This window comes from Amycolatopsis sp. NPDC049688 (assembly GCF_040674975.1).
Classification (GTDB): domain Bacteria; phylum Actinomycetota; class Actinomycetes; order Mycobacteriales; family Pseudonocardiaceae; genus Amycolatopsis.
Genome location: NZ_JBFANY010000012.1, coordinates 233,144 through 257,673 on the forward strand (window position 1 = coordinate 233,144; position 24,530 = coordinate 257,673).

The 24,530-nt window shown below is 70.1% G+C and carries 26 protein-coding genes; 17 read left to right on the forward strand and 9 right to left on the reverse strand.

What is annotated here, in order from left to right; all coding sequences use genetic code 11:
* The first annotated feature begins 141 nt into the window (after positions 1 to 141).
* The 6 genes from AB0J55_RS32250 (at position 142) to ugpC (ending at position 6,531) form a co-directional block, all read left to right on the forward strand.
* A complete protein-coding gene (locus AB0J55_RS32250) occupies positions 142 to 1,338 on the forward strand; it encodes an acyl-CoA dehydrogenase family protein (protein ID WP_364256960.1) in 1,197 nt (398 codons plus the stop codon).
* Positions 1,339 to 1,419: 81 nt separating this feature from the next.
* Positions 1,420 to 1,977, forward strand: a complete 558-nt coding sequence (locus AB0J55_RS32255) for a general stress protein (protein WP_364256963.1) — start codon at positions 1,420 to 1,422, stop codon at positions 1,975 to 1,977.
* Positions 1,978 to 2,221: 244 nt separating this feature from the next.
* The gene (locus tag AB0J55_RS32260) at positions 2,222 to 3,544 is read left to right on the forward strand and encodes an ABC transporter substrate-binding protein (protein ID WP_364256966.1); all 1,323 of its coding nucleotides are present in this window, start codon (positions 2,222 to 2,224) and stop codon (positions 3,542 to 3,544) included.
* Positions 3,541 to 4,512, forward strand: a complete 972-nt coding sequence (locus AB0J55_RS32265) for a sugar ABC transporter permease (RefSeq protein WP_364256969.1) — start codon at positions 3,541 to 3,543, stop codon at positions 4,510 to 4,512. The genes AB0J55_RS32260 and AB0J55_RS32265 overlap by 4 nt, the downstream gene beginning before the upstream one ends.
* Positions 4,512 to 5,351, forward strand: coding sequence for a carbohydrate ABC transporter permease (locus tag AB0J55_RS32270; RefSeq protein WP_364256972.1), 840 nt, complete (start codon positions 4,512 to 4,514; stop codon positions 5,349 to 5,351). The genes AB0J55_RS32265 and AB0J55_RS32270 overlap by 1 nt, the downstream gene beginning before the upstream one ends.
* Before the next feature lie 4 nt (positions 5,352 to 5,355).
* The gene (gene ugpC / locus AB0J55_RS32275; RefSeq protein ID WP_364256975.1) at positions 5,356 to 6,531 is read left to right on the forward strand and encodes a sn-glycerol-3-phosphate ABC transporter ATP-binding protein UgpC; all 1,176 of its coding nucleotides are present in this window, start codon (positions 5,356 to 5,358) and stop codon (positions 6,529 to 6,531) included.
* Positions 6,532 to 6,593: 62 nt separating this feature from the next.
* On the opposite strand, the gene AB0J55_RS32280 is transcribed toward ugpC, so the two are convergent.
* Positions 6,594 to 7,481, reverse strand: coding sequence for a hypothetical protein (locus AB0J55_RS32280; protein ID WP_364256978.1), 888 nt, complete (start codon positions 7,479 to 7,481; stop codon positions 6,594 to 6,596).
* A gap of 252 nt (positions 7,482 to 7,733) precedes the next feature.
* Here AB0J55_RS32280 and AB0J55_RS32285 point away from each other — a divergent pair, with 252 nt between their 5' ends.
* Positions 7,734 to 7,928 (forward strand): PspC domain-containing protein, encoded by a 195-nt coding sequence (locus AB0J55_RS32285; RefSeq protein ID WP_364256981.1) that lies wholly within the window; start codon positions 7,734 to 7,736, stop codon positions 7,926 to 7,928.
* 54 nt (positions 7,929 to 7,982) lie between these two features.
* Here the strand turns inward: AB0J55_RS32285 and AB0J55_RS32290 are convergent, their stop codons facing one another.
* Entirely contained in the window at positions 7,983 to 8,648 is a 666-nt protein-coding gene (locus tag AB0J55_RS32290; protein WP_364256984.1) for a TetR/AcrR family transcriptional regulator, read from the reverse strand.
* Positions 8,649 to 8,766: 118 nt separating this feature from the next.
* Between AB0J55_RS32290 and AB0J55_RS32295 the strand changes: the two genes are divergently transcribed.
* Complete coding sequence (locus tag AB0J55_RS32295; protein WP_364256987.1) at positions 8,767 to 10,266, forward strand: MFS transporter; 1,500 nt, start codon at positions 8,767 to 8,769, stop codon at positions 10,264 to 10,266.
* 30 nt (positions 10,267 to 10,296) lie between these two features.
* Here the strand turns inward: AB0J55_RS32295 and AB0J55_RS32300 are convergent, their stop codons facing one another.
* Genes AB0J55_RS32300 through AB0J55_RS32310 form a run of 3 tightly spaced genes read right to left on the reverse strand, consistent with a single transcriptional unit; the run spans position 10,297 to position 12,931 of the window.
* Complete coding sequence (locus AB0J55_RS32300; protein WP_364256990.1) at positions 10,297 to 10,956, reverse strand: response regulator transcription factor; 660 nt, start codon at positions 10,954 to 10,956, stop codon at positions 10,297 to 10,299.
* Complete coding sequence (locus AB0J55_RS32305) at positions 10,953 to 12,098, reverse strand: histidine kinase (RefSeq protein WP_364256993.1); 1,146 nt, start codon at positions 12,096 to 12,098, stop codon at positions 10,953 to 10,955. Before AB0J55_RS32305 ends, AB0J55_RS32300 begins: the two co-directional genes overlap by 4 nt.
* Positions 12,095 to 12,931, reverse strand: coding sequence for a CPBP family intramembrane glutamic endopeptidase (locus AB0J55_RS32310; RefSeq protein WP_364256996.1), 837 nt, complete (start codon positions 12,929 to 12,931; stop codon positions 12,095 to 12,097). Before AB0J55_RS32310 ends, AB0J55_RS32305 begins: the two co-directional genes overlap by 4 nt.
* A 180-nt stretch (positions 12,932 to 13,111) precedes the next feature.
* Between AB0J55_RS32310 and AB0J55_RS32315 the strand changes: the two genes are divergently transcribed.
* Positions 13,112 to 13,606, forward strand: coding sequence for a SigE family RNA polymerase sigma factor (locus tag AB0J55_RS32315; protein WP_364256999.1), 495 nt, complete (start codon positions 13,112 to 13,114; stop codon positions 13,604 to 13,606).
* The gene (locus AB0J55_RS32320; RefSeq protein WP_364257002.1) at positions 13,607 to 14,350 is read left to right on the forward strand and encodes a hypothetical protein; all 744 of its coding nucleotides are present in this window, start codon (positions 13,607 to 13,609) and stop codon (positions 14,348 to 14,350) included.
* On the opposite strand, the gene AB0J55_RS32325 is transcribed toward AB0J55_RS32320, so the two are convergent.
* From AB0J55_RS32325 to corA, 3 genes are all read right to left on the reverse strand, one after another.
* Complete coding sequence (locus tag AB0J55_RS32325; RefSeq protein ID WP_364257005.1) at positions 14,347 to 15,186, reverse strand: chromosome partitioning protein ParB; 840 nt, start codon at positions 15,184 to 15,186, stop codon at positions 14,347 to 14,349. The two genes, AB0J55_RS32320 and AB0J55_RS32325, sit on opposite strands and share 4 nt — an antisense overlap.
* Complete coding sequence (locus tag AB0J55_RS32330; RefSeq protein WP_364257008.1) at positions 15,183 to 15,833, reverse strand: metallophosphoesterase; 651 nt, start codon at positions 15,831 to 15,833, stop codon at positions 15,183 to 15,185. The genes AB0J55_RS32325 and AB0J55_RS32330 overlap by 4 nt, the downstream gene beginning before the upstream one ends.
* Positions 15,834 to 16,005: 172 nt before the next feature.
* Positions 16,006 to 17,088, reverse strand: a complete 1,083-nt coding sequence (gene corA / locus AB0J55_RS32335) for a magnesium/cobalt transporter CorA (protein ID WP_364257011.1) — start codon at positions 17,086 to 17,088, stop codon at positions 16,006 to 16,008.
* A gap of 314 nt (positions 17,089 to 17,402) precedes the next feature.
* On the opposite strand from corA, the gene AB0J55_RS32340 reads away from it, so the two are divergent.
* On the forward strand, positions 17,403 to 17,906 hold the full coding sequence (locus AB0J55_RS32340) for a MaoC family dehydratase (protein ID WP_364257014.1): 504 nt from the start codon (positions 17,403 to 17,405) through the stop codon (positions 17,904 to 17,906).
* Positions 17,907 to 17,913: 7 nt separating this feature from the next.
* Positions 17,914 to 19,008, forward strand: a complete 1,095-nt coding sequence (locus tag AB0J55_RS32345; protein ID WP_364257017.1) for a DUF2332 domain-containing protein — start codon at positions 17,914 to 17,916, stop codon at positions 19,006 to 19,008.
* Here AB0J55_RS32345 and AB0J55_RS32350 read toward each other — a convergent pair whose 3' ends face one another.
* On the reverse strand, positions 19,009 to 19,422 hold the full coding sequence (locus tag AB0J55_RS32350) for an NUDIX domain-containing protein (protein WP_364257020.1): 414 nt from the start codon (positions 19,420 to 19,422) through the stop codon (positions 19,009 to 19,011).
* 186 nt (positions 19,423 to 19,608) lie between these two features.
* On the opposite strand from AB0J55_RS32350, the gene AB0J55_RS32355 reads away from it, so the two are divergent.
* The 5 genes from AB0J55_RS32355 (at position 19,609) to AB0J55_RS32375 (ending at position 24,484) form a co-directional block, all read left to right on the forward strand.
* Positions 19,609 to 19,773, forward strand: a complete 165-nt coding sequence (locus AB0J55_RS32355) for a hypothetical protein (protein WP_162146229.1) — start codon at positions 19,609 to 19,611, stop codon at positions 19,771 to 19,773.
* Between the two features lie 21 nt (positions 19,774 to 19,794).
* Positions 19,795 to 20,355 carry a PH domain-containing protein gene (locus AB0J55_RS32360; protein WP_003095467.1) on the forward strand — a complete coding sequence of 187 codons (561 nt, stop codon included), beginning with the start codon at positions 19,795 to 19,797 and terminating at the stop codon, positions 20,353 to 20,355.
* 38 nt (positions 20,356 to 20,393) lie between these two features.
* A complete protein-coding gene (locus AB0J55_RS32365; protein WP_364257024.1) occupies positions 20,394 to 21,266 on the forward strand; it encodes a PHP domain-containing protein in 873 nt (290 codons plus the stop codon).
* Between the two features lies 1 nt (position 21,267).
* Positions 21,268 to 21,897, forward strand: a complete 630-nt coding sequence (locus AB0J55_RS32370; protein ID WP_364257027.1) for a MarC family protein — start codon at positions 21,268 to 21,270, stop codon at positions 21,895 to 21,897.
* A gap of 124 nt (positions 21,898 to 22,021) precedes the next feature.
* The gene (locus tag AB0J55_RS32375; protein ID WP_364257030.1) at positions 22,022 to 24,484 is read left to right on the forward strand and encodes an alpha-L-rhamnosidase C-terminal domain-containing protein; all 2,463 of its coding nucleotides are present in this window, start codon (positions 22,022 to 22,024) and stop codon (positions 24,482 to 24,484) included.
* Positions 24,485 to 24,530: the final 46 nt, after the last annotated feature.

Here is a 24,530-nt window from a genome sequence, read left to right on the forward strand (position 1 = left end):
AGCCGGGAGCCGCCGCGGACGTCCCGGCCCGGCGGGGTTCGCCGGAGCGTGAGCGCCCTCATAGCAGCGCCGGGCGTTTCGGGTCATACTCACCGGTAACCCAGCGCCGGGAGCGGCGTCGTATCCGGAAAGGGAGCCGTGATGGCCCGTCTCGCCCAGACCGCCGGCCTGACCGACGTGCAGTCGGAGATCCTCGCGACCGTCCGCCAGTTCGTGGACAAGGAGGTCATCCCGCACGCGCAGGAGCTCGAGCACGCCGACACCTACCCCGCCGACATCGTCGAGGGCATGAAGGAGATGGGCCTGTTCGGGATCACCATCCCGGAGGAGTACGGCGGGCTCGGCGAGTCGCTGCTGACCTACGCGCTGGTCGTCGAGGAGATCGCGCGGGGCTGGATGAGCGTGTCCGGCGTGATCAACACCCACTTCATCGTCGCGCACATGATCTCCCGCCACGGCACGGCCGCGCAGAAGCAGCACTTCCTGCCCCGGATGGCCACCGGCGAGGTCCGCGGCTCGTTCTCGATGTCCGAGCCCGACCTCGGGTCGGACGTCGCCGCGATCAAGACCAAGGCGAAGAAGAGCGGCGACGGCTACGTCATCGACGGCTCGAAGATGTGGCTGACCAACGGCGGCTCGTCCAACCTGATCGCGCTGCTGGTCAAGACCGACGAAGGTGCGGAGAAGCCGCACCAGAACCTGACCACGTTCCTGGTCGAGAAGCCGGAGGGCTTCGGCGAGGTGGCGCCCGGGCTGACCATCCCCGGCAAGATCGACAAGATGGGCTACAAGGGCGTCGACACGACCGAAGCGGTCTTCGACGGCTACGAGATCGGCGCCGACATGGTCCTCGGCGAGGCGCCCGGCAAGGGCTTCGCGTACATGATGGACGGTGTCGAGGTCGGCCGCGTGAACGTCGCCGCACGCGCCTGCGGCATCGCGATCCGGGCGTTCGAGCTGGCGGTGGAGTACGCGCAGCAGCGCAAGACGTTCGGCAAGGCGATCGCCGAGCACCAGGCCGTCGCGTTCAAGCTGGCCGAGATGGCGACCAAGGTCGAGGCCGCGCACCTGATGATGGTGAACGCGGCCCGCCTCAAGGACTCCGGTGCCCGCAACGACGTCGAGGCCGGGATGGCGAAGCTGATCGCGTCCGAGTACTGCGCCGAGGTCACGCAGGACGCGTTCCGGATCCACGGCGGTTACGGGTACTCGAAGGAGTACGAGATCGAGCGGCTCATGCGCGAGGCGCCGTTCCTGCTCATCGGCGAGGGCACCAGCGAAATCCAGAAGACGATCATCAGCCGCGGCCTGCTGCGGGAGTACAAGTCGCGGTCCTGAGCACGTTTGTCGCCCTGTCGACAAACGGCCGCCCGGCCTTTCGGGGTAAGCGGCTCGCACGGTCCGGGTGTTCTTGACAAGATGGACACCCGGACCCACGAGTGTGCAGGTGATGATGTGAGTAGTCCCTTTGGCGGGGGCCGGGCGCCCGGTGGCCTGCCGCGGCTGCCGACGCCGCCGACCGGCTGGCCGATCGGGTCGTACGCGACCTACGGCGAGGCGCAGCAGGCGGTCGACTTCCTCGCCGAGAGCGAGTTCTCCGTCGGTGACGTCACGATCGTCGGCGTCGACCTGATGCTCGTCGAGCGCGTGATCGGGCGGCTCACCTGGGGTCGCGTGCTCGGCACCGGCGCGGTGTCCGGCGCGTGGTTCGGCCTCTTCGCGGGGCTGCTGCTGGGGTTGTTCGTCAACCAGGGCTTCGCGTTGCAGGTGCTGACCGGGGTCGTGCTCGGCGTGCTGTCCGGGCTGATGTTCGCGGCGATCGGGTACAGCATGTCGCGGGGCCGCCGCCGGGACTTCTCCTCGGCGAGCCAGCTCGTCGCCGGCCGCTACGACGTCCTGTGCCAGCCGCGCTCCGCCGAGCAGGGCCGGGAACTGCTGGCCAAGCTGGCGCTCAAACCGCCGTCGGCCAACCCCTAGAAAACCCCTCTCCTACCAGGGAAAAATCACGATTCGACGCGCGGTGGGCTGAATCGTTACCGATACTGCTTGCGGGGTGTGATCGCCCGGCATAAGTTGTCCGACACCAGTCGGGCGGCCTCGCCCAACCAGCGCGGCGGCCCGAGCACTAGCACGTCGGGGTGCTGGCGCGGTTTCGCCTCATCGCGTCGCGGTGCCCACCGGGTACCGCGGTAACCGGCGTGCACGCGGGTGAGGAGGCCTTATGGGGAAGAGGATCGGCGCGGGCAAACGGGGACGCTCGCCCGGCCGCACCGCAGTCCTGCTGGGGGCAGGGGCATTGGTGACCGGCATGCTGGCCGGGTGCGGGACGAGTTCCGGACTGAAGATCAACATCTACATGTCGCCCGAGGACAACTTCCAGAAAGTGGTGGACGGCTGCAACCAGAAGGCGGCCGGCAAGTACGAGATCGTCTACAACAAGCTCCCGCGCGGGGCGGACGACCAGCGGCTGCAGATGGCACGCCGGCTGGCGGCGGGTGACACCGCCATGGACATCCTGGGCCTCGACGTCACGTGGGTCTCGGAGTTCGCCGAAGCCGGCTGGGCCGAGGAGTGGACCGGCCAGAACAAGGCGGAGGCGTCGCAGGGCGTCCTGCAGGGCCCGCTGGACACCGCGACCCACAACGGGAAGCTCTACGCGGCCACGAAGAACACCAACGTCCAGCTGCTCTGGTACGACGACCGGGTCTCGCCGCGGCCGCCGGCGACCTGGGACGAGATGATGCAGAAGTCCCAGGAGCTCAAGGGGCAGGGCAAGCCCTACGAGATCGTGTTCACCGGCGCGCAGTACGAGGGCCTGGTCGTCTTCTACAACACGCTGGTCGCCTCGATGGGCGGGCACATCCTGTCCGACGACGGCAAGTCCGTCGTGATGGACGACGGGGCCGTGAAGGCGCTGGAACTGCTCAAGAAGGCCGCGACCTCGGGGCTCACCGACCCGTCGCTGAGCAACATGAAGGAAGACGACATCCGGCAGGCGTTCCAGCGCGGCCAGGCCGCGTTCCAGCTCAACTGGCCGTACGTCTACGCCGCCTACGCCAAGGACAAGAAGGCGGACCTGCCGCACTTCAAGTGGGCGGTCTACCCCGCGGCACAGGCCGGGATGCCCGCGCGGACCACGATCGGCGGGTTCGACCTGGCGGTGAGCACGTACTCGCAGCACAAGCCGGAGGCGTTCGAGGCGGCGCTGTGCCTGCGCAGCCCGGAGAGCCAGAAGATCTCCGCGATCAACGACGGCGTGCCGCCGAGCATCGAATCGGTGTACCACAACGACGTTCCGCTCGACCCGAGCAAGCCGGCGTCCGCCGACAATCCGAACATGGCGATCCAGTACCCGATGCGGGAGGCCATCCTCGCCGCGCTCAAGACGGCCGCGGTGCGCCCGCTGACCCCGGCGTACCAGAACGCCTCGACGGTCATCTCGAAGATCCTTTCGCCGCCGTCGGACATCGACCCGCAGGCCACCGCGGCCAAGCTGCGGGAGCAGCTCGGTGACGCGCTCCAGTCGAAGGGAGTGATCCCGTGACCGTCCAGGACTCGACCCCGGCCGACACCACCGGGGCCACGGTCGCCGGGGAGGCGACGTCGCACAAGAAGGGCAAACCCGCCCTCTCCGAAGGGAAGAAGGCCGAGCGGCGGCTCGGGCTGTGGCTGTGCGCGCCCGCGTTCATCGTGATGATCGCGGTCACCGGCTACCCGATCCTCTACTCGATCTGGCTGTCGCTGCAGCGGTACGACCTGCGGTTCCCGGCGCAGCAGCAGTTCGTCGGCTTCGACAACTACGGCGCCGTGCTGTCCAGTTCGTACTGGTGGACGGCGTTCGGCACCACGATGTTCCTGACCGTCGTGTCGGTGGCCATCGAGTTCGTGCTCGGCATGGCGCTGGCGCTGATCATGCACCGGACGCTCGTCGGCCGCGGCCTGGTCCGCACCGTCGCGCTGATCCCGTACGGCATCGTCACGGTCGTCGCGGCGTTCTCGTGGTACTACGCGTGGACGCCGAAGACCGGTTACCTGGCGAACATGCTCGCCTCGGACGCGGCCCCGCTCACCGAGCAGTGGCCGTCGCTGTTCATCATCATCGGCGCCGAGGTGTGGAAGACCACGCCGTTCATGGCGCTGCTGCTGATGGCCGGTCTGGCGCTGGTGCCGGACGACCTGCTCAAGGCGGCGGCGATGGACGGCGCGAGCGCGTGGCAGCGGTTCACGAAGGTGATGCTGCCGGTGATGAAGCCGGCGATCCTGGTGGCGCTGCTGTTCCGCACGCTCGACGCGTTCCGCATCTTCGACAACATCTACGTGCTCACCAACGGCGCGCAGGACACCGGGTCGGTGTCGATGCAGACCTATGACAACCTGGTCAAGGGGCTCAACCTCGGCATCGGGTCGACGATGGCGGTGCTGATCTTCATCACGGTGGCGATCATCGCGTTCATCTTCATCAAGGTGTTCGGCACGGCCGCACCGGGTTCGGACGACGGGGGTAAGCGCTGATGGCGATGGGAACCGTGACGACGGGCCGCAAGGTCAGGTGGGGCCTGGTCGACATCCTCGTGCTGGTGTTCGCGCTGGTGCCGGTGCTCTGGGTGGTGTCGCTGTCGTTCAAGACCAAGGACACGATCACCGACGGGTCGTTCGTCCCGCAGTCGTGGACCTGGCAGAACTACGCGGACATCTTCCAGACGTCGGAGTTCCTGCTGGCGCTGGTCAACTCGATCGGCATCGCGATCATCTCGACCGTGATCGCGGTGGTGCTGGGCACGATGGCCGCGTACGCGGTCGCCCGGCTCGACTTCCCCGGCAAGCAGGTGCTCGTCGGGCTGTCGCTGCTGATCGCGATGTTCCCGCAGGTGTCGCTGGTGACGCCGCTGTTCAACATCGAGCGGAACATCGGGCTGTTCGACACGTGGCCGGGGCTGATCCTGCCCTACATCACGTTCGCGCTGCCGCTGTCGATCTACACGCTGTCGGCGTTCTTCCGGGAAATCCCGTGGGAGCTGGAAAAGGCGGCGAAGATGGACGGCGCCACCCCGGCGCAGGCGTTCCGGAAGGTGATCGCGCCGCTGGCCGCGCCGGGCGTGTTCACCACGGCGATCCTGGTGTTCATCTTCTGCTGGAACGACTTCCTGTTCGCCATCTCGCTGACGTCGACCACGGCGTCGCGCACGGTGCCGGCGGCGCTGTCGTTCTTCACCGGGTCCTCGCAGTTCGAGGACCCGACCGGGCAGGTGTGCGCGGCCGCGGTCGTGATCACCATCCCGATCATTGTGTTCGTCTTGTTCTTCCAGCGTCGCATCGTGGCGGGGCTGACCTCCGGTGCGGTGAAGGGGTAGCGCTATGGCAGAGATCGTGCTCGACAAGGTGTCGAAGAAGTACCCCGACGGCGCCCTCGCTGTGTCCGAAGTGGACATCACCGTGGCCGACGGCGAGTTCATCATCCTGGTCGGCCCGTCCGGCTGCGGGAAGTCGACGACGCTGAACATGGTGGCCGGCCTGGAGGACATCTCCTCCGGCGAGCTGCGCATCGACGGCCAGCGCGTCAACGAGAAGGCGCCGAAGGACCGGGACATCGCGATGGTGTTCCAGTCCTACGCGCTCTACCCGCACATGAGCGTCCGGGAGAACATGGCCTTCCCGCTGCGGCTGGCCAAGGTCGACGACAAGACCGTGCGGGCGAAGGTGGAGGAGGCGGCGACGATCCTCGACCTGACCGCGCACCTGGACCGCAAGCCGGCCAACCTCTCCGGTGGCCAGCGCCAGCGCGTCGCGATGGGCCGGGCGATCGTCCGGAGCCCGAAGGCGTTCCTGATGGACGAGCCGCTGTCCAACCTGGACGCCAAGCTGCGCGGCCAGATGCGGACGTCGGTGTCGAAGATCCAGAAGCAGCTCGGCACGACCACGCTGTACGTGACGCACGACCAGACCGAGGCCATGACCCTGGGCGACCGGGTCGTGGTGCTGCGGGCCGGGTACGTGCAGCAGATCGGCTCGCCGCAGTTCCTCTACGACAACCCGGCGAACCTGTTCGTGGCCGGGTTCATCGGCTCGCCGTCGATGAACTTCGTCCCGGCGACGCTGGAGAACAACGAGCTGCGCAGCGCGCTGGGCACGACGCCGCTGACCGACCGGGTCCGGCGGCTGGTGGAGCGGGCGAACGCGCCCCGCGAGGTGATCGTCGGCATCCGGCCGGAGCACTTCGAGGACGCGGCGCTGGTCGCCGACAAGAGCGGCGGCGGGACGTTCACCGCGCACATCGACGTGCTCGAGTCGATGGGTTCGGAGAAGTTCGCCCACTTCACGCTGGAGGGCGAGACGGCGACGTCCGAGGAGCTGGCGGAGCTGGCCGCGGACAGCGGTTCGTCCGACGTCCCGGGCGCGGAGTCCCAGATCGTGGCCCGCCTCTCGGCCGAATCGTCGGCGGCGGAGAACGCCGATCTCGAGATCTGGTACGACGCGGACAAGATCAAGCTGTTCGACCCGTCCAACGGCAAGAACCTCACCTACGAGGACTGACCCTGCCGCCGCGGTCGTGAGTGAGAAACGGTGTTCTAACACTGTTTCTCACTCACGACCGGTCAGCGGGCCGGGAGGCGGGGGAAGATCGAGCCGGCCGCGGTGCGGGCCAGGGCGCACGTGCCGTCGCCCGCGGTGCCTGCCGTTTCGACGACGCTGATCTCGGCCAGCTCGCGCCGGCCGGGCAGGCCGGGGGCCGGCTGGGTCGTGTCGGCCAGGCAGAACGCGCCCGACAGCCGGACGCGGGCGTCGCGGCCGCCGAGCTTCTCGACCGGGCCCGCCGGTTCCGTCGTCTCCACCGTCAGCTTGAAGCTCACCTTGCCGCGGATGCAGCTGTGCCCGGACAGGCCGGTCGTCGGCTGGCTCTTCGGGCCCGCGGCGGCGTCGAGATCGTGGTTGTCGAGCGGGACGCACGGCGCCACCCGGCCCCACGAGCCGTCCGGGAACGTCAGCCTGCCGACCTTGTGCGCGGTGATCGCGCCCAGCGCCGAGCCGACGGCGGCGTCCGCCACGTCGCAGCGGCCGTCCTGGTCGGTGCCGTCGTCGGTGACCGACAGGTCGAGCCGGTTGCCGTCGGCGAAGGTGATGGCGCGGGTGCAGGCGCTGCGGTCGTTGAACATCGACTGCTGGATCGCCACGCCGTCCGGTACCGGGCCGGGGTAGTCGTAGGGCTTGATGTTCGGGTCGGAGTCGAAGGCCAGCGGCCCGACGAGGATCGTCCGCGCGCCGGCCTGGGCGTGGCAGCTCTCGAACGTCGGGACGGCGGACGTCACCCCGGGCACGGTCAGCAGGCTGCAGTAGTCGACGCTGCCGAAGTCCCCGAGCGCGTCGGCGGCGGTCAGCGGCGTGGGCCCGGAATTCTGCTCGGGCGCGGCCTGGGTGGCGGCGCAGCCACCGGTGAGCAGGGCGCAGAGCATCGCGACGGCCAAGCTTTTCGGACGCGGGTACACGGGGTGCAAGTATCACCACATCGCGCGGAAAAACCAGCCCTGACGGGGACATCTCTCAATATTCTCCGGATCGCTCCGGGCGAACCCGCTGTTCAGGCGGATTTCGGAGCCTCGGCCCGGGTTTCGCCGGTCTCCTGAACGTTTTTCGCCTTTGCCGTCCCCTAAGGGAGCGATCCATCCCGCGAGCGATGCGGAAGCGGGTACTCCGGTGGTGAAGTGGTGGTATCGGAAATTCGAGGAAAGGGAAAGACGATGAGCGCACCGGTCACCCAAAGGCTGTCCCGTCCGCGTCACGGCCGCATGATCGGCGGCGTTTGTGCTGGCCTGGCCCAGCGGTACGGGATGAAGGCCGGGACCGTCCGGCTGCTGGCCGTGCTGTCGTGCCTGCTGCCCGGGCCGCAGTTCGTGGCTTACCTGATCCTGTGGGCGGTCATCCCGTCCGAGTGACGCGTCCGGGGGCGCCGGTGATCGGCGAGGCGATCACCGGCGCACCGCTGTGCGTCACGGGCGCCAGCAGGACATCGCTTCGTCCACTTCGTCGATCCCCAGTGGCGGCCTCGGCAGCTTCGACGGCTTGCCCGGCTGCGCTCGCAGGCCGTCCAGCAACATCGCCAGGCAGCGGCGCCACAGGTCCGGCTCCACCGCCGAGGTGAACTCGATCACCGAGCCGATCATCATGTGCAGCAGCGGCGTGTCCGTCGGGGAGAAGTCGGGGCGCAGGCCGCCCGCCTCCTTGGCCCGCTCGACCAGCTGTGTGATCAACGGCACCAACCGGGCTTTTTCCTCGGCCACGTGCTCGTGGCCGAACTTGTTCGACAGCATGATCTCGCGCAGCCCGCGGTCGCCCGAGTGAAGCTCGATCGACTTCCAGGTGAAGTCGACGAACGCCTGCCACGGGTCCGAAGCCTTCAGTGCTTGCTCCGCGAGATCGCCGATTTCCTCCATCCGCTCGGCGAACATCGCTTCGACCAGGTGTTCCTTGCTGGGGAAGCGGCGGTACACCGTGCCGACGCCGAGGCCGGCGTGGTGGGCGATGTCGTCCAGCGTGGCTTCGAGCCCGCGCCGGCCGAACACCTCGCGGGCCGACGCGAGGATGCGACGGCGGTTGAGTTCAGCGTCACGCCGCAGCGGCCGCGCCGGTGCGGCGGGACCAGCGTCCCGTGCCATGCCTCCAGTCTAACCCGAGAAGTAGAGGCGCCCTCTCCGGTTCTTGTGTACCTTGGGGCGAGTAAGGGGAGATACCTACTCCACATAATCTTCTGATCACGTTCTGTGAGGACCCTCCATGTCCGAGTCCACACTCGCCGTCGCGCCGTCGGGGGACACGCGCGCCGTCGAAAACCCCCACCACAGCAGACGCTGGCTGATCCTGGTGATGATCGGCATCGCGCAGCTGATGGTCGTGCTGGACGCGACCGTCGTGAACATCGCGCTGCCGTCCGCCCAGGTCGACCTGGGCTTCTCCAACGACGCCCGGCAGTGGGTCGTCACCGCGTACGCGCTCGCCTTCGGCAGTCTCCTGCTGCTCGGCGGCCGGCTCGCGGACCTCTTCGGCCGCAAGAACACCCTCCTCGTCGGCCTGGCCGGCTTCGCCGCGGTGTCCGCGCTCGGCGGCTTCGCGACCAACATCGAGATGCTGCTGGTCGCCCGGGCGGCACAGGGCGTGTTCGGCGCGCTGCTCGCGCCCGCCACGCTTTCGCTGCTGACCACGACGTTCACCGACCCGAAGGAGCGCGGCCGCGCGTTCGGCGTGTTCGGCGCCATCGGCGGTGGCGGCGCCGCGGTCGGGCTGCTGCTCGGCGGCGTGCTCACCGAGTACCTCGACTGGCGCTGGTGCATGTTCGTGAACATCATCTTCGCGGTCGTCGCGTTCGTGGGCAGCTCGGTCCTGCTGCGCAACCAGAAGGACGACGGCCCGCGGCCGAAGCTCGACCTGCCCGGCACGGTGACGGCGTCGGCCGGTCTCTTCGCGCTGGTCTACGGCTTCGCCAACGCCGAGTCGGACTCGTGGTCGGCGGTGTCGGTCTGGGGCTTCCTGGCCGCCGGCGTGGTGCTGCTGGGCGTGTTCGTGTGGCTGCAGCAGCGCGTCGAACACCCGCTGCTGCCGCTGCGCGTGCTGCTCGACCGGGACCGCGGCGGCTCGTACCTGGCGATGTTCCTGCTCGCCATCGGCATGTTCGCGATCTTCCTGTTCCTGACCTTCTACGTGCAGCAGAACCTGCAGTTCACGCCGATCCAGAGCGGCGTCGGGTTCCTGCCGATGGTGGCGACGCTGATGCTGGCCGCCACCACGGCGACGGCCGTGCTGCTGCCGCGGGTCGGCCCGCGGCCGCTGGTGCCGACCGGCATGGCGATCGCCGCCGGCGGCCTGTTCTGGCTGAGCGGGATCGGCCTCGACAGCACGTACGCCTCCGGCGTGCTGGGCCCGCTGCTCGTGATGGGCTTCGGCATCGGCCTGGCGATGGCGCCGGCGATGAGCGTCGCGACGTTCGGCGTCGAGGCGCACGACGCCGGTGTCGCGTCGGCCGCGGTGAACACGATGCAGCAGGTCGGTGGCTCGATCGGCACGGCCCTGCTTTCGACGCTCGCCGGCAACGCGGCGACCGCCTACCTCGCGGGCAAGGTCCCGACGCCGCAGCTGGCGGCCGAGGCGGCGATCGAGAGCTACACGACGGCGTTCACCTGGGCCGCGGTCATCTTCGTGGCGGGTGCGGTGCTCAGCGGCCTGCTGCTGCGCCCGGGTGTCCCGAAGGGCGAAGCGGCGCCGGGCGCCGTGCACATCTGATGGTTCCTGGTGACGTGACCGGTCTTCCGGTCACGTCACCAGGCCGTGGCGGTAGGCGTAGACGACGGCCTGGACGCGGTCGCGCAGCTGCAGCTTGGTCAGGATGCGCGACACGAACGTCTTCACGGTTTCCTGGCTGATCACGAGCCTCGCCGCGATTTCGCTGTTGGAAAGCCCGTCCGCGATGAGGCGGAGCACCTCCAGTTCGCGGGGCGTCAGCGGGACGTCGGGCGCGGCGTCCGGGGCGGGCCGGATCCGGGCCGCGTGCCGGCCGACCAGCTGGCGCGTCACGTCCGGGTCCAGCAGCGCCGCGCCGGTGGCGACGGTCCGGATCCCGTGCAGCAGCCGGTCCGGCGGCGCGTCCTTGAGCAGGAACCCGCTCGCGCCGGCGCGCAGGGCCTCGTAGACGTACTCGTCGAGGTTGAACGTCGTCAGCACCAGCACCTTGACCGGGTGCGGGACCCCGGCCCCGGCCAGCAGGCGGGTGGCCTCGATGCCGTCGAGCACCGGCATCCGCACGTCCATCACCACGACGTCCGGGTGCAGCCGCGCGGCGAGGTCGACCGCGGCGCGCCCGTCGCCGCACTCGCCGACGACCTCGAAATCGGGCTGGGCGCCGATGATCGTCACCAGCCCGGTGCGGATGAGCATCTGGTCGTCGCAGACGAGGACCCGGATCGGCGCGGTCACGGCCGGCTCCCGGTGGGGATCCGGGCCCGCACGACGAAGCCGGCGCCGTCGCGTGCGCCCGCGCTGAAGTCCCCGCCCAGCACCCCGACCCGTTCGCGCAGGCCCGCGAGGCCGCGCCCGCTCCCGCCGGGTGACACGCTCCCGGAACCCGCCGTGCCGATCTCCACCTCGATCTCCCGTTCCCCGTGGCACACGCGGACCGTCGTGCGGCTGCCGCGGGCGTGCTTGAGGGCGTTCGTCAGCGCTTCCTGCACGACCCGGTAGACCACCAGCTCGGCGCTGCAGGCGGACTCGGCCGGGGTGCCCTCCTCGGTGAACTCCACCGGCTGCCCGGCCTGGCGCGCGTGGTCGACGAGCGGCCGGAGCCCGCCCGGCGGCGGCGTGGCGGCTTCGGGACCGTGGCCGGGGTTGAGCAGGTCCAGCAGGTGCCGCAGGTCGCCGATGGCCCGGCGGCCGGTGCCGGTGATCGCGGTCAGCGTCTCCTCCAGGCGTTCGGGGGCGGCGGTGAGGTACCGGGCGGCCTCGGCCTGCACGACCATCGCCGTGACGTGGTGGGTGACGACGTCGTGCAGCTCGCGGGCGATGCGGGTCCGTTCGGCGGCGAGCGTGGCCTCCGCGACGCGGCGGCGCCGGTCGGCCTCCGCCGCGCGGGTGGAGCGCAGCCAGACGCCGATGCCCCACGCGAAGGCCAGCAGCAGGTAGAACGTGACGTACTCGACCACCGGCTCGGAACCGAGCCGGCGGAGGACGACCGACAGGAGCACGTACGCCGCGGAAAACCCCACCGCGGCGGTGCGCCGGCGCCGGTCCAGGTGGGTACCGGCGCTCACCAGCGCGACGGCCAGCGCGGTGCCGGCGGGCGAGTGGTAGCCGCGGAGCTGGTCGAGCGCGAAGCCGAGCGACACCAGGGCGAGGCACAGCGCCGGCCACCGCCGTCGCCCGGCGAGCGGGAGGGTTTCGAGCAGGAGCACCCCGATGGCCGGGACGTCCAGCGGCCGCGCCGGCACGCCGCCCAGCTCCGTCCCGTGGTTCTGCAGGGCCGGCAGGAACGCCGTCGCCAGGAACAGCAGGGCGAGCGGGAGGTCCCGGACCACGAGGCCGAGCCGGCGCCAGCGCGCCAGGAGCGGCCGGAGATCGATCACTGGGCGAGTGTAGTGACGCTGTCGACCCGCCCGGCCCGCTTGCGGCGGGGCACCAGGCGGCCGCGGCGGTGGGCCAGCCACAGGAACGCCGCCGTCCCCAGGGAGCAGAAGAGCACCGAGTACAGGCTGCCTTCCGGGCCGAAGCTGCCACCGGTGATCACCGCCGGGCCCGACGTCACGGCGTCCAGCAGGCCCTGCGGGGTGCCGTTGCCCGAGACCTCCGTGCCGAAGAGTCCGGCCGCGGCGAAGTTCCAGCCGAAGTGCAGCCCGATCGGCAGCCACAGCCGGCGCGTCGCGACGTACGCGGCGGTCAGCATGCCGCCGGCCTCGATCGCGATGGCGAGCGCGCCCCACAGGCTGGCGTGCGGGTTGACCAGGTGCACCAGGCCGAACAGCACCCCGGTGAGCACCAGCGCGAGCACGGTGCCCGTGCGCTCTTCGACGATCCGGAACAGGACGCCGCGGAACAGCAGTTCCTCGGTCACCGCGGCGGCGGCCATGAAGCCGAGCAGGCCCACCGCACCCGGCACGGTGCCCCAGCCACGGACCTCGTAGTCCCCGAGCAGGGCGATGTTCGCGATGACGATGCCGAACAGGGCGACCCCGACCAGCACCCCGCGGCCGACGGCGAGCCCCGCCCCCGGGCCGCTCAGCTCGGTGACCGGCCGCTGTTCGGTCCGCCGCACCACCCAGCGGTAGACGACCACCGTCAGCACCGCGGTGACGACACCGAAGACGAGCGTCAGCCACGGATTCCCCTGCACCGCCGAGACGACTTGACTGCCCGCGAACGCGACCGCCGCGACCGCGAGAAACTGCCAGACCAGCCTCATGAAAACGCTCCTTCGCCATTCCGCGGCCGATGTCCCGCGGCTGTGACGAACGCTAGGGATCCGGCGGCCGGGAATCGTCCCCTCGCGGTGGACACCTGCGGGTAGCTCGCACGGGGGACAGTTGAACCTTTCCGGCCCTCCGCGCACTAGAGAGACTGAGGACGGGCGAAGGAGGGCCGCGTGGGGCCGTCGAGAGACCTCGATTTCAGCGAGTACTTCGCCGCGCGCGTCCAGCGTTTCCGGCGGGTGGCCTTCGCACTCTGCGGCGACTGGCACGGCGCGGAGGACCTGGTGCAGGCGATGTTCGTCCAGCTGTACCGGCGCTGGCGGCGCGTCCGCCCGGACACGGCCGACGCGTACGCGCGCCGCATCCTGCTGAACCTGTTCCTGGCCGGGCGGCGGAGGTCCGGGCGGGAGTACGTGACCCCGCTGGTGCCGGAGACGGAGTCCCCACCGGGCCGGGACACGCCGTTGCGCCTCGACGTCGAGCGCGCGCTGGCCGGGTTGACGCCCCGGCAGCGCGCGATGGTCGTGTTGCGGTTCCTCGAAGACCTCCCGGTGACCGAGGTGGCGGCGCTGCTCGGCGTCGCCGAAGGAACGGTCAAGTCCCAGACGGCCCGCGGGGTCGAGGCCCTGCGCGCGGCCCTGCCGGCGCCGACCGCCGAGGAGTGGTGAATGGAAGAGATCCGGTCCTTGCTGACGGCGTACGTGACGGAAGGCGAGCCCCCGATCGGCCTGTCCGGCGAAGGGATTCTTTCGGCGGCGCGGCTGGCGCGCCGCCGTCAGCTGCTGACGGGAGCGGCGGCGCTGGCGGTGGTGGCGCTGGCCCTGGGCCTGGCGGTCGTGGTGCTCCCGCACCGGAGCGGGGTGGCGACCGCGCCCTGCCCGACGGCTTCGGACACCCGCGCGGCCCTGGTCGACCGGCTGAGCTGCGTGGTGGGCCGCGCGGTGCGCCGGCTGCTGCCGCCGGACGCGCAGATCACCCGGTTGACGATCCCGGGGGAAGTACCGCCGGCGGACCCGTTCCGCCTGATCGCCGACCCGGCCGGGGACGAGCCCCGGGACGCGTTGTTCCACATGGGGGTCCGGGTGACCGATGCCCGGGGGACCGGGTCGGTGTACGTCCTGATGGTGCCCAGCCGCAATTCGGGCGGCCCGCCGTGCAACGAACGGGGGGAGATCGTCTGCCGCAGGGAACCGGCCCCGCAGGGCTTGCTGTGGCTGTCGACGCTGCGTGCCGGCGACACCTTGACCCACCGCGTGGCCCTGGCGACGCCGGACGCGGTCGTGCAGTTCTGGTCGAACGACAGCGGGGTGCTGGAGCAGGCGGGGGTTTCGCTGCCGAAGCAGCGTCCGGAGCCGGCTTTGACCTTGGAGCAGGTGCGGGAACTGGCGTTGACGCCGGGGTTGAACTTCTAGTGCGGCCGGGACCGCAGGGCCTCGATGACCTCGTCGTCCCAGCGGTGCGTCCGGATCAGCCGGTACCGTTCCGCCGCCACCCACATGTACGCCTCGGCGTCCGTCCGGTCACCGATCAGGCCCGCCTGGCGCAGCATCGCCACCACCGGGCCGAACTCCTCCTCGAACCAGCGCTGCGCCACGCTCGCCCGGTCGCAGAACTTGCCCTCGTCCTGCATCAGCCGGAAGCCCCACGCCTCCACGTGCTCGCCCAGCCTCGCGTAGTCCCACGGGTCCGACACGATCACCGACGCCCGTGCGTGGCCGGTCAGGGGGACCCGCTCGAGGAACAGCCGCCGGTAGTCCTTGACGATCAGGTCGCCGCGGTGGCGGATGCCGCCCGGGTCCAGTTTGGTGCGGACCACCGTCACCGATGCTTCTATTGTGGACAGTCCCTGGGCGAGGGCGACCGAGACCCGGTGGTGGCCGTCGATGATGAAGTGCAGCTCGCCGACGCGGTAGACCTCGATCGGCGGGATCTCCTCGCCGCGGCGGGCGGCCAGGGCCAAGCGCTCCCAGCGCTCGCGGACGCGGGCGGACGTCGGGCGGAAGCGGCGGTCGAAGTCGCGGCTGCGGTCGACGGTGCCCACGATCGAGTCCAGTTTGATCACCCGCAGCCCGATCCGGTGCTCGCCGAGGTACCCGAGCGCCTCCACCACCTCGTGGAACGGCAGCATGATGTTGACGTCGTCGGGCTCGCGGCGCAGCCACGTCGAAAGCCGCGAGAGCACCTGGCCCCGGCGCGCGCGGAGGAAGTCGTTTTCCGCGTCGGCGCGGGGAAACCCCGTCTCTTTCATGAGAACTCCATGATCCGGTGGCCCACCACGTTGCGGATCCGCGTCGAGCCGACGACCCGGTCCGGCACCGGCTCGCCGTGCGGGTGGATGTGCCCGTGCAGCAGCCACTTCGGGCGCAGCACCTCGATGGTCCGGTGCAGGCACGCGAACCCGCGGTGCGGCGGGTCCGCCCGGTCGCCCAGGTCCAGCGGCGGCGAATGCGTCAGCAGGACGTCGACGTCCTTGCCGTCCCGGCGCCGCCGCCACCGGGCGCGGCGCACCAGGCCGCGGGCCCGGCGGGCCTGCTGGCGCTGCGTCCACTGGTTCGGCCCGTCGTTGTAGCGGATCGAACCGCCGAGCCCGGCGAACCGGAGGCCGGCGACGTCGACGACCCGGCCGTCGGCGTTGATGCCGCCCGCCGGGCCCGGCCAGACCGTCGGGAAACCGTCCTTCATGGACAGCCCGCCGTAGCGCGTGTAGCCGCTCAGGTCCGGGTCGTGGTTGCCCGGCACGAACACGCACGGTGCGTCGAGCGCGCTGGCCAGGAACGCCAGGTAGTCGTAGGGGAGGTCGCCGGCGCCGATGACGAGGTCGACGGAGACGGCGCGGACCGCGTCGGTCCACAACCGCTCGTCGACCTCGTCGGAGACGACCAGCGCTTTCGGCATGCGCCCAGGATAGGACGCCGCGCCGTTATTTCATCCCGTGCGCGAAGCCCGGGTCGGCGACGATGACGAAAGTGATCACGAAAATCCACACGAGGCTGAGCGCGAGCGCCCAGAACTTCAGGTTGGACAGCATCCTGGACATGACGAACACTCCGATGGGGAAGAGGGGGACCTAGAGCCAGCCGTTCTTCCGGAATATTCGGTACAGCAACAGGCAGATCCCGAGGATGACCGTGATCACCAGCGGGTACCCGAACTTCCAGTGCAGCTCGGGCAGGTAGTCGAAGTTCATCCCGTAGATGCCCGCGATCATCGTCGGCACGGTGATGATCGCCGCCCACGACGTGATCTTGCGCATATCGGTGTTCTGCTGCAGGGAAATCTTCGCGACCGTCGCGTCCACGAGCGTGGACAGCAGTTCGTCGAACGCCGCCACCCGCTCGGACACCGTCGTGAGGTGGTCGGCGACGTCGCGGAAGTACGAGCGGACCTCGTCCGGCACCAGCCGCGTGTAGCCCTCGGCCAGGCGCTGCACCGGCGTCGCCAGCGGCATCACCGCGCGGCGCAGCTCGAGGACCTCCCGCTTCATCAGGTAGATCTGCTCGGCGCTGATCTGCGACCGGGGCGCGAAGACCTGCGCCTCCATCTCGTCGATGTCGTTCTCGATCCGGCCCGTGACGTCGAGGTAGTGGTCGACGACGTGGTCGGCGATCGCGTGCACGACCGCGGCCGGCCCCAGCTGCAGGCGCTCCGGGTCCTCGTCCAGCTCGCGGCGCAGGCGCGCCAGGCCCGAGTGGTTCCCGTGGCGCACGGTGATCACGAAGTCGCGGCCGAGGAACACCATCAGCTCGCCGGTTTCGACGATCTCGTTCGCCGTGGTGGGGGACTCGTGCTCGACGTACCGCACGGTCTTGACCACCAGGAACAGCGTGTCGTCGTAGCGCTCCAGCTTCGGCCGCTGGTGCGCTTCGAGCGCGTCCTCGACCGCCAGCTCGTGCAGCCCGAACGTGTCCGCGACGCCCTGGATCTGCTGGGCGTCCGGCTCGTGCAGGCCGATCCAGACGAACCCCTCGTGCCGCTTCCGGACCTCTTTGATCGCCTCGGAGTGGCTCCAGCGGCCGGGCAGGCGCTCACCGGCGACGTACACGGCACAGTCGACGACGTACGCGGACAGCGGCACCGGGACCGGGCGGACCGGGACGGTGCCCTTGTTGCCGCGGCCGCGCAGGCCGCCGAGCGAGGGAATGGCAGGCATGGGATCTCCTGGTGTCGTGCGTGGTCGTGCGAGACGACGGACCAGGGCGGGAACTGTCCGCCCGGCGACACACCAGCGTTCCCGGGAAGAGAAGGCCTACCAGGAGATGAGCCGGCCGGCGGGTGTGGTGGGAACGCTGGGACTACTAGGGAGCGGACTATCGCCACTACTCATCGAGTTCCTCACCTCCTCCGGGCCGGTGCAACGTGGCGGGGCTCGCGTTGACGCGCGAACACCGATGGTTGAGGGTACTCCTCACTACGGATGCGTGTCGTACCAGGCTCACGCGGTGTTACGCGACGGGAGAGTGACGAGTGCAGTTCGGCCGGTATTTCGAGGAGTTCGAGGTCGGTGCGGTCTACAAGCACTGGCCGGGCAAAACGGTCACCGAATACGACGACCATCTGTTCTGCCTGATCACCATGAACCACCACCCGCTGCACCTCGACGCGCACTACGCGGAAGAGACCACCGACTTCGGCAAGAACGTCGTCGTCGGCAACTACGTCTACTCGCTGCTGCTCGGCATGTCCGTGCCGGACGTTTCCGGCAAGGCGATCGCGAACCTCGAGGTCGAATCCCTCAAGCACGTCAAGCCGACCTTCCACGGCGACACGATCTACGGCGAGACCGAGGTCCTCGACAAGACGCCGTCGAAGTCCAAGGACGACCGCGGTGTCGTGTACGTCGAGACGCGCGGTTACAAGCAGGACGGCACGATCGTGTGCACCTTCCGGCGCAAGGTGATGGTGCCGAAGCGCTCGTACGGGGAGACTCGGGGCGGGGAGCAGCCGGGCCGGCCGGTGCCGCACGAATGAGGCTCTGATGGACCTGGACGGGATCAAGGCGGTACTCCGCACGTTCGCGGAAGTCGAGGCGCGCGGGGTCTCGCCGCTGTACGAGCACCTGGCGCTGCAGGCGGCCTCGGACGACGACGTCGCCGGGCTGCTCGCCTCGGCCCGCGACGGCGAGGTGCGGGGAACGCTGCTGATGGCGACCGCGCACCGGCTGGTGCAGGCCGACCCGATCCACCCGCTGTCGCGGTACTACCCGTCGCTGGGCGGGTTCGACGGCGTGGATTCCGACACCTGGCCGCTGTTCCGCTCGTTCCTGCTGGAACGCGCGGACAAGGCCCGTGCCCTGATCTCCTCGCGTTATACGCAGACGAACGAGGTCCGGCGGGCCGCCCTGCTCTACCCGGGTGTGGCGCGGGCGGCTCGCGAGGCGGGCGGGAAGGTCTCGTTGCTGGAGGTCGGCTGCAGCGCGGGCCTGCTGCTGGGCCTGGACCGGTTCGGCTACCGCTACCAGTGCGACGGCGGCGACCAGCTGACGGCGGGGCCGGCCAAGTCCGCGGTGGGGCTGCACTGCGCCCTGGACCTGGCCCCGGGCGCGGTGGTGCCGAAGCTGCCGAAGAAGCTGGCCGTGCTCGACCGGGCGGGCCTCGACCGGGCCCCGGTGGACCTGTCGGACGAGGACGAGCTGGCGTGGCTGGAGGCGTGCGTCTGGGCGGACCAGCCGGACCGGATCCGGCTGCTGCGCACGGCGGCGGCCGAGCAGGTCAAGCACCGCCCGCGGCTGATCACCGGGGACGGGGTCGACGACCTCGCCTCGGCGGCCGCGTCACTGGAGGGGCCGCTGGTGGTGATCACGAGCCACGCGCTGGCGTACTTCCCGGCGGAGAAGCGGTCCGCGTTCGTCGCCGAACTCGCCTCGCTGGCTGCCTCGCGGCCGGTCTGGTGGGTCTCGGAGGAGTTCTACGGCTCGGGGCTGGAGACGGTGCTGCCCGGCCGCGACGACCTCGCGGGCGCGGACGGCCTGGCGACGCTGGGCGTGGTGCGGTGGGAGGAGGGCAAGCCGGAGGCGCACGCGCTGGCGCGGACCGCCCCGCACGGGCAGCGGATGACCTGGTTGCCGCTGTAGTCAGGCTCGCGGCAGGGCGTTCCAGTCACGCAGCGTCACGTAGAGCCGGTCCACCAGCGCCCCGGCCGCCTCCAGGCGCGCAAGGTCTGCCGCATCGGACCAACGGGCGTCCGATGCGTCGTCACCAGCGGTGAGAATGCCGCCCCCGACCTCGCAGGCGTAGTCGAAAATCTCGTAGCGTCCCCGCCGCACGGAACCCACCAGTGTGCCCGGAATCACGTCCAGGCCCGTCTCCTCCGCCAGTTCCCGGACTACCGCCGTTTCGTCCGTTTCGCCCGGTTCGACTCGGCCACCCGGCAGCGACCATTGCCCCGAACCGGGGTCGTTCCGGCGCCGGATGAGCAGCAAACGGCCGTATGCGTCGAACACGATGCCGCCGACACAGCGGATCGTGGTGCTGGTGAGGCCCTCCATGTCCCGAAGGGTAGACCTAACCCCCTTGAAAACGGCTGTCCTGTACACGGAGAGTAGCCGTGCGGTACACTTCGGACCGCGTGCTGACCCAAGCGCGGGACTTTCCTCCCGTGTGCCTGTTCAGTGCGGTACAACGTAAAAACAGCTGTTGTCCGGTGTCACCGTAAGAGACGGGATTTGATCGCGGTGAACGTGAAGAAGATTGCGGGCCTCGCCGGTATCGCGTTGGTGCTGTTCTTCGTCATCGCCCAGCCTGGGCAGGCCGCCGGCCTCGTCGGCAACATCATCGACTTCCTGCGCAGCTCGGCCGAATCGGTGATCACCTTCGTCAGCAACGTGTTCAAGGGCTGATCGCGGGGTTACCCTCGAACCATGTTCGCGCCACGCGACCCCGACGAGTACCTCCTCGACACCGAGCGGCGGGTCATCCGGATCCGCCGCCACTGGGCGGTGCTCCTGTGGGACACCTTCGAGGCGGCCGCGCTGCTGGCCGTCTGCGTGCTGGTGTCCTACCTGCTGCCGCCGGCGCTGTACATCGGCCAGAACATCCTCTGGTACGTCGCGCTGCTCGTCGTCCTGCGGTTCGCCTACGTGGTGATGGAGTGGTGGGTCGAGCGCCTGGTGGTCACCGACAAGCGGTTCGTCATGACCACCGGGGTGTTCACCACCAAGGTGCTGATGATGCCGATCAGCAAGGTCACCGACCTCAGCTACGTCCGCACGGCGACCGGCCGCATGATGGGCTACGGCACGATGGTGGTCGAGTCCGCCGGTCAGATCCAGGCGCTGAACAAGATCGACTTCCTGCCGCGGCCGGAGGAGTTCTACGACACGATCTCGGAACTGGTCTTCGGCGACAAGCAGAAGCAGGCCGAGCGCTTCTCCATGATCAAGGCCCAGCGGGCGGCCCGCGGCAAGAAGCCCGTCGGCTGACGTCCCCGCCGCGCGTGTGACGCAGCGCATCGTCGACAATGGACACGATGCGCATCGACCTGCACGCCCACTCCACCGCTTCCGACGGCACCGACTCGCCGGCCGGGCTCGTCGCCGCAGCCGCGAAAGCCGGGCTCGACGTCGTCGCGATCACCGACCACGACACCACCGCGGGCTGGGCGCCCGCCTCCGAAGCGGTGTCACCCGGCCTGACCCTGGTCCCCGGCGCCGAGCTCTCCACGGTGTCGATCGACCCCGACACGGGCCGCCAGATCAGCGTCCACCTGCTCGCCTACCTCTTCGACCCGACGTCGGAGCCCGTCGTCATCGAGCAGACCCGGCTGCGCCTCGAGCGCCGCACGCGGCTGCGCCGGATGGCCGAGCGGATGGCCGCCGACGGTCTCCCGATCGACATCGACGAGATCTTCGGCCTGCTGCCCGAGGACTCGCCGCCGGGGCGCCCCCACCTGGCGCAGGCGCTGGTCCGGGCCGGGCTGGTCAAGTCCGTCGACGAGGCCTTCGCCGACTACCTGAGCCCCCGCCGCGGCTACTACGTCGCCCGTCGCGACACGCCGGTCGAAGAAGCCGTCGACATGATCGCCGCGGCCGGCGGCGTCACCGTCGTCGCGCACCCCTTCGCCTTCAGCCGCGGCGCCACGATCAGTGAGGACACCCTCGCCGGTCTGGCCGCCCGCGGGCTCACCGGCGTCGAGGCCGACCACCCGAACCACGACGAGCCGACGCGGGCCCGCGTTCGCGAGCTGGCCGCCGAGCTCGGGCTCGTCTTCACCGGGTCCAGCGACTACCACGGCACGAACAAGACGATCGCCCTCGGCGAGTGCACCACCGACCCGGGGCAGTTCGAGGAACTCGTTTCGCGGGCGACGGGGTTCCAGGTCGTGAAGGGCTGACATGGCCATCGCCGACTTCTTCGACGCGCGCCTGTTCATGAGCGCGACGATCACCCTGATCGTCATCATGGACCCGCCCGGCACCGTGCCGGTGTTCCTCAGCCTCGTCGGCCGCAAGCCGATGGCGACCCGGGCGCGCGCCGCCCGGCAGGCCGTCCTGGTGTCCCTGCTGGTCATCAGCCTGTTCGCGGTCGCGGGCCAGGCGATCCTGGCCTACCTGGGCATCGGCATCCCCGCGCTGCAGGGCGCCGGCGGGCTGCTGCTCCTGCTGATCGCGCTGCAGCTGCTCACCAGCAACGGCCACGAGCCCGAGGCGGCGGCCGACGACGTCAACGTCGCGCTGGTGCCGCTCGGCACGCCGCTGCTGGCCGGGCCGGGCGCGATCGCCGCGACGATCGTGTTCGTCCGGCAGGCCGACGGGCACCCCGGCGCGTACATCGCCCTGGCGCTGGCGATCGTCACCGTGCACCTGGTGATCTACCTCTGCATGCGCTACTCCGGTCTCGTCATCCGGCTGATCAAGGAAAGTGGCATCACGCTGCTGGCCAAGGTGGCCGGCCTGCTGCTCGCGGCCATCGCCGTGGAGCTCGTCGCGAACTCGGTCCGCGGGTTCATCTCCGGCGCCGGCTGAGGCCGCCACCCGGGTTGTCCTGCCGGACAGGATGCGCCCGGTTCGTTGACATCGTTGGCACCGCTCCCGCAGCCTGGAGCTCAGCTCAGCGGTTGAAACGATTCAACTCCTTGCGGAGGCCTCGATGAAGTGGCTCAGAGCAGTCCTGCCGGTCACGGTGCTGGTGGCGAGCGGCGTGGTCGCCGCGCCCGCTGGCGCGGCGCCCGGCTGGCAGAAGTACGTCGTCGCCCCTTCGAGCCGGGACGTCCGGCCGGTACGGGTGCTGTCCACCACCGGGGACGTCACGAACCCGAACGGCCTGCTCGGCCGGGGTGTCGCGGTGCTGAAGCGGCAGGCGCCGCCGCCCAAGCCGGTGTGGCCGGCCGGGACCACGGCGGCCGCGTCGTCGTTCCACGCGCCGAACAACGGCGGCAACGGCCAGCCCCGGACCTACGACCCCGGCAACGCCGTCGACGGCAACACCGAGACGTTCTGGAACGACGACACGATCGGTGCCTACCCCGACGTCCTGACGATCACCGCCGGGGCGCCGGTCGCGCTGCCCGGTGTCACCGTGCTGTCCAATGTGGACGGCGTGCCACAGGACTTCACGGTCGAGGTGCTGGACGCGGGCGCCTGGCGGGTGGCCGCGTCCGTGACCGGGAACACCGCCGTGCAGCGGGCGGTCACCTTCGACCGGCCGGTGACGACCGCGCAGGTCCGGATCACCGTGACCAGGGACCAGAACACGCCGTCCGGCGAGTTCAGCCGCGTCGCCGAGGTGTGGCCCGGCGTGGTCGCCGATCCGCCCGTGCCCACCGCCGTCGTCGACTTCGGCAAGGTCGTCGCCGGGTACCCGAAGATCGCCTTCGCGGGCGCGTCGGCGAACCACCCCGGTATCCGGGTGTCGACCTCGGAGACCCAGCAGTACCTCGGCGAGCGCTCCGACTTTTCGCGCTCGGACTTCTCGGGCGGCCCGGGCAGTGACCAGATCGCCGTGCCCGCGACACCGACGGTCTGGCGGGACACCAAGGGCTGCGCCTCGGGGAACCAGGTGTGCGCGGACGGCCTGCGTGGCTTCCGCTACCTGCGGATCAGCCTCGACGCGCTCGCCTCGGACGCGCCGCTGACGCAGCCGTCCGGCGAGGTGCGCATCAGCGGCGTCTCGCTCGACTTCACGCCGTTCCTCGGCACGCCGTCGACCTACCGCGGCTGGTTCGAGTCGTCCGACGAAGACCTGAATCGCTACTGGTACGCGGCGTCCTACACGAACGAGCTGGGCATGGACACCTTCCGGGAGTCCGATGTGGACCCTCGCGGCGCGTTCTCGCCTTCGCTGGACGGGAAGCTGGTGCTGCACGACGGCGCGAAGCGCGACCGTGATCCGTACGTCGGCGATGTCGCGGTGTCCGGCCTGACGCAGTACCTGACGCACCAGGACGGCACGGCAGCTCGGAATGTTCTTGCCGACCTGGCCGACCACCAGCGCGCCGACGGCTGGATCCCGCCCGCGTCGATCAACAATTACACGCTGCCGCTGTTCGACTATCCGCTCTGGTGGGTGACGTCGAGCTGGGACTACGTGCTCTACACGGGCGACACCGCGTACGCGTCTTCGTACTACCCGCACCTCGTGAAGACGCTCGACAGCTGGTACCCGTCGGTCACCGATTCGCGCGGGTTGCTCGCGAAGGGGCTTAACGGCACCGGCGGCTACGGCGACTACGCGTTTCTGCCGCGTACGGGCGAAGTGACGTACTACAACGCGTTGTACGTCCGGGCACTTCAGGGTGCTGCCGGTCTGGCGCGCGCGACGGGGCACGCGGCCGACGCCGAGCGGTGGCTTTCGCGTGCTTCGGGCGTCGCGGCGGCGGTGAACGCTCACCTGTGGGATCCGGCGGCGGGCGCGTACCTCGACTCGGCGACGGGCGCGGTGCGGCACGGTCAGGACGGCAACAGCCACGCTGTGTTGGCCGGTATCGCCTCTCCGGCGCAGGCCACTTCGGCGCTCGCGCGGCTCGCGGCGGGCGCGCTGCCGTACGGGAACCCGTTCATGGACAACGACACTCTCGTCTCTGACGGCACGAAGCGCGTGTACGCGTTCACGTCGTTCCCTGAGCTGCAGGCGCGGTTCCGGACCGGGCAGGCGGCGTCCGCGATCGACCAGATCAAGCGGATGTACGGCTGGATGGCCACGCACGACCCGGGCATCACGGCGTGGGAGGGCATCGGCGAGGGCGGTTCGCACTACGAGCAGGGGTACACGTCGGCCGCGCACGGCTGGTCGACCGGGGTCGTGCCGGCGCTGACGAACGAGCTGCTGGGTGTCTCGCCGACGTCGCCGGGCTTCGCCACCTGGACGGTTTCGCCGCATCCGGGCTCGGTTTCGTGGGCGCGCGGAGCGGTGCCGACGCCGAAGGGCGCGTTGTCGGCTTCGTGGTCGCAGCAGGGTTCGGTGTTCTCGCTGACGGTTTCCGCGCCGCGAGGGACTTCGGGCTCGCTGGTGGTGCCCTCGGGCCGGCTGGTGGTGCTGGACGGGCGTCCGCTGCGGGCGGCGGGTCCGCTGACCGTTTCCGGTGGCACGCACACGGTGCTGGTGGTGCGGTGAACCGGCTTTCCGCGCGGGGCGAGTTCGCCCCGCGCGGAAAGTGGCA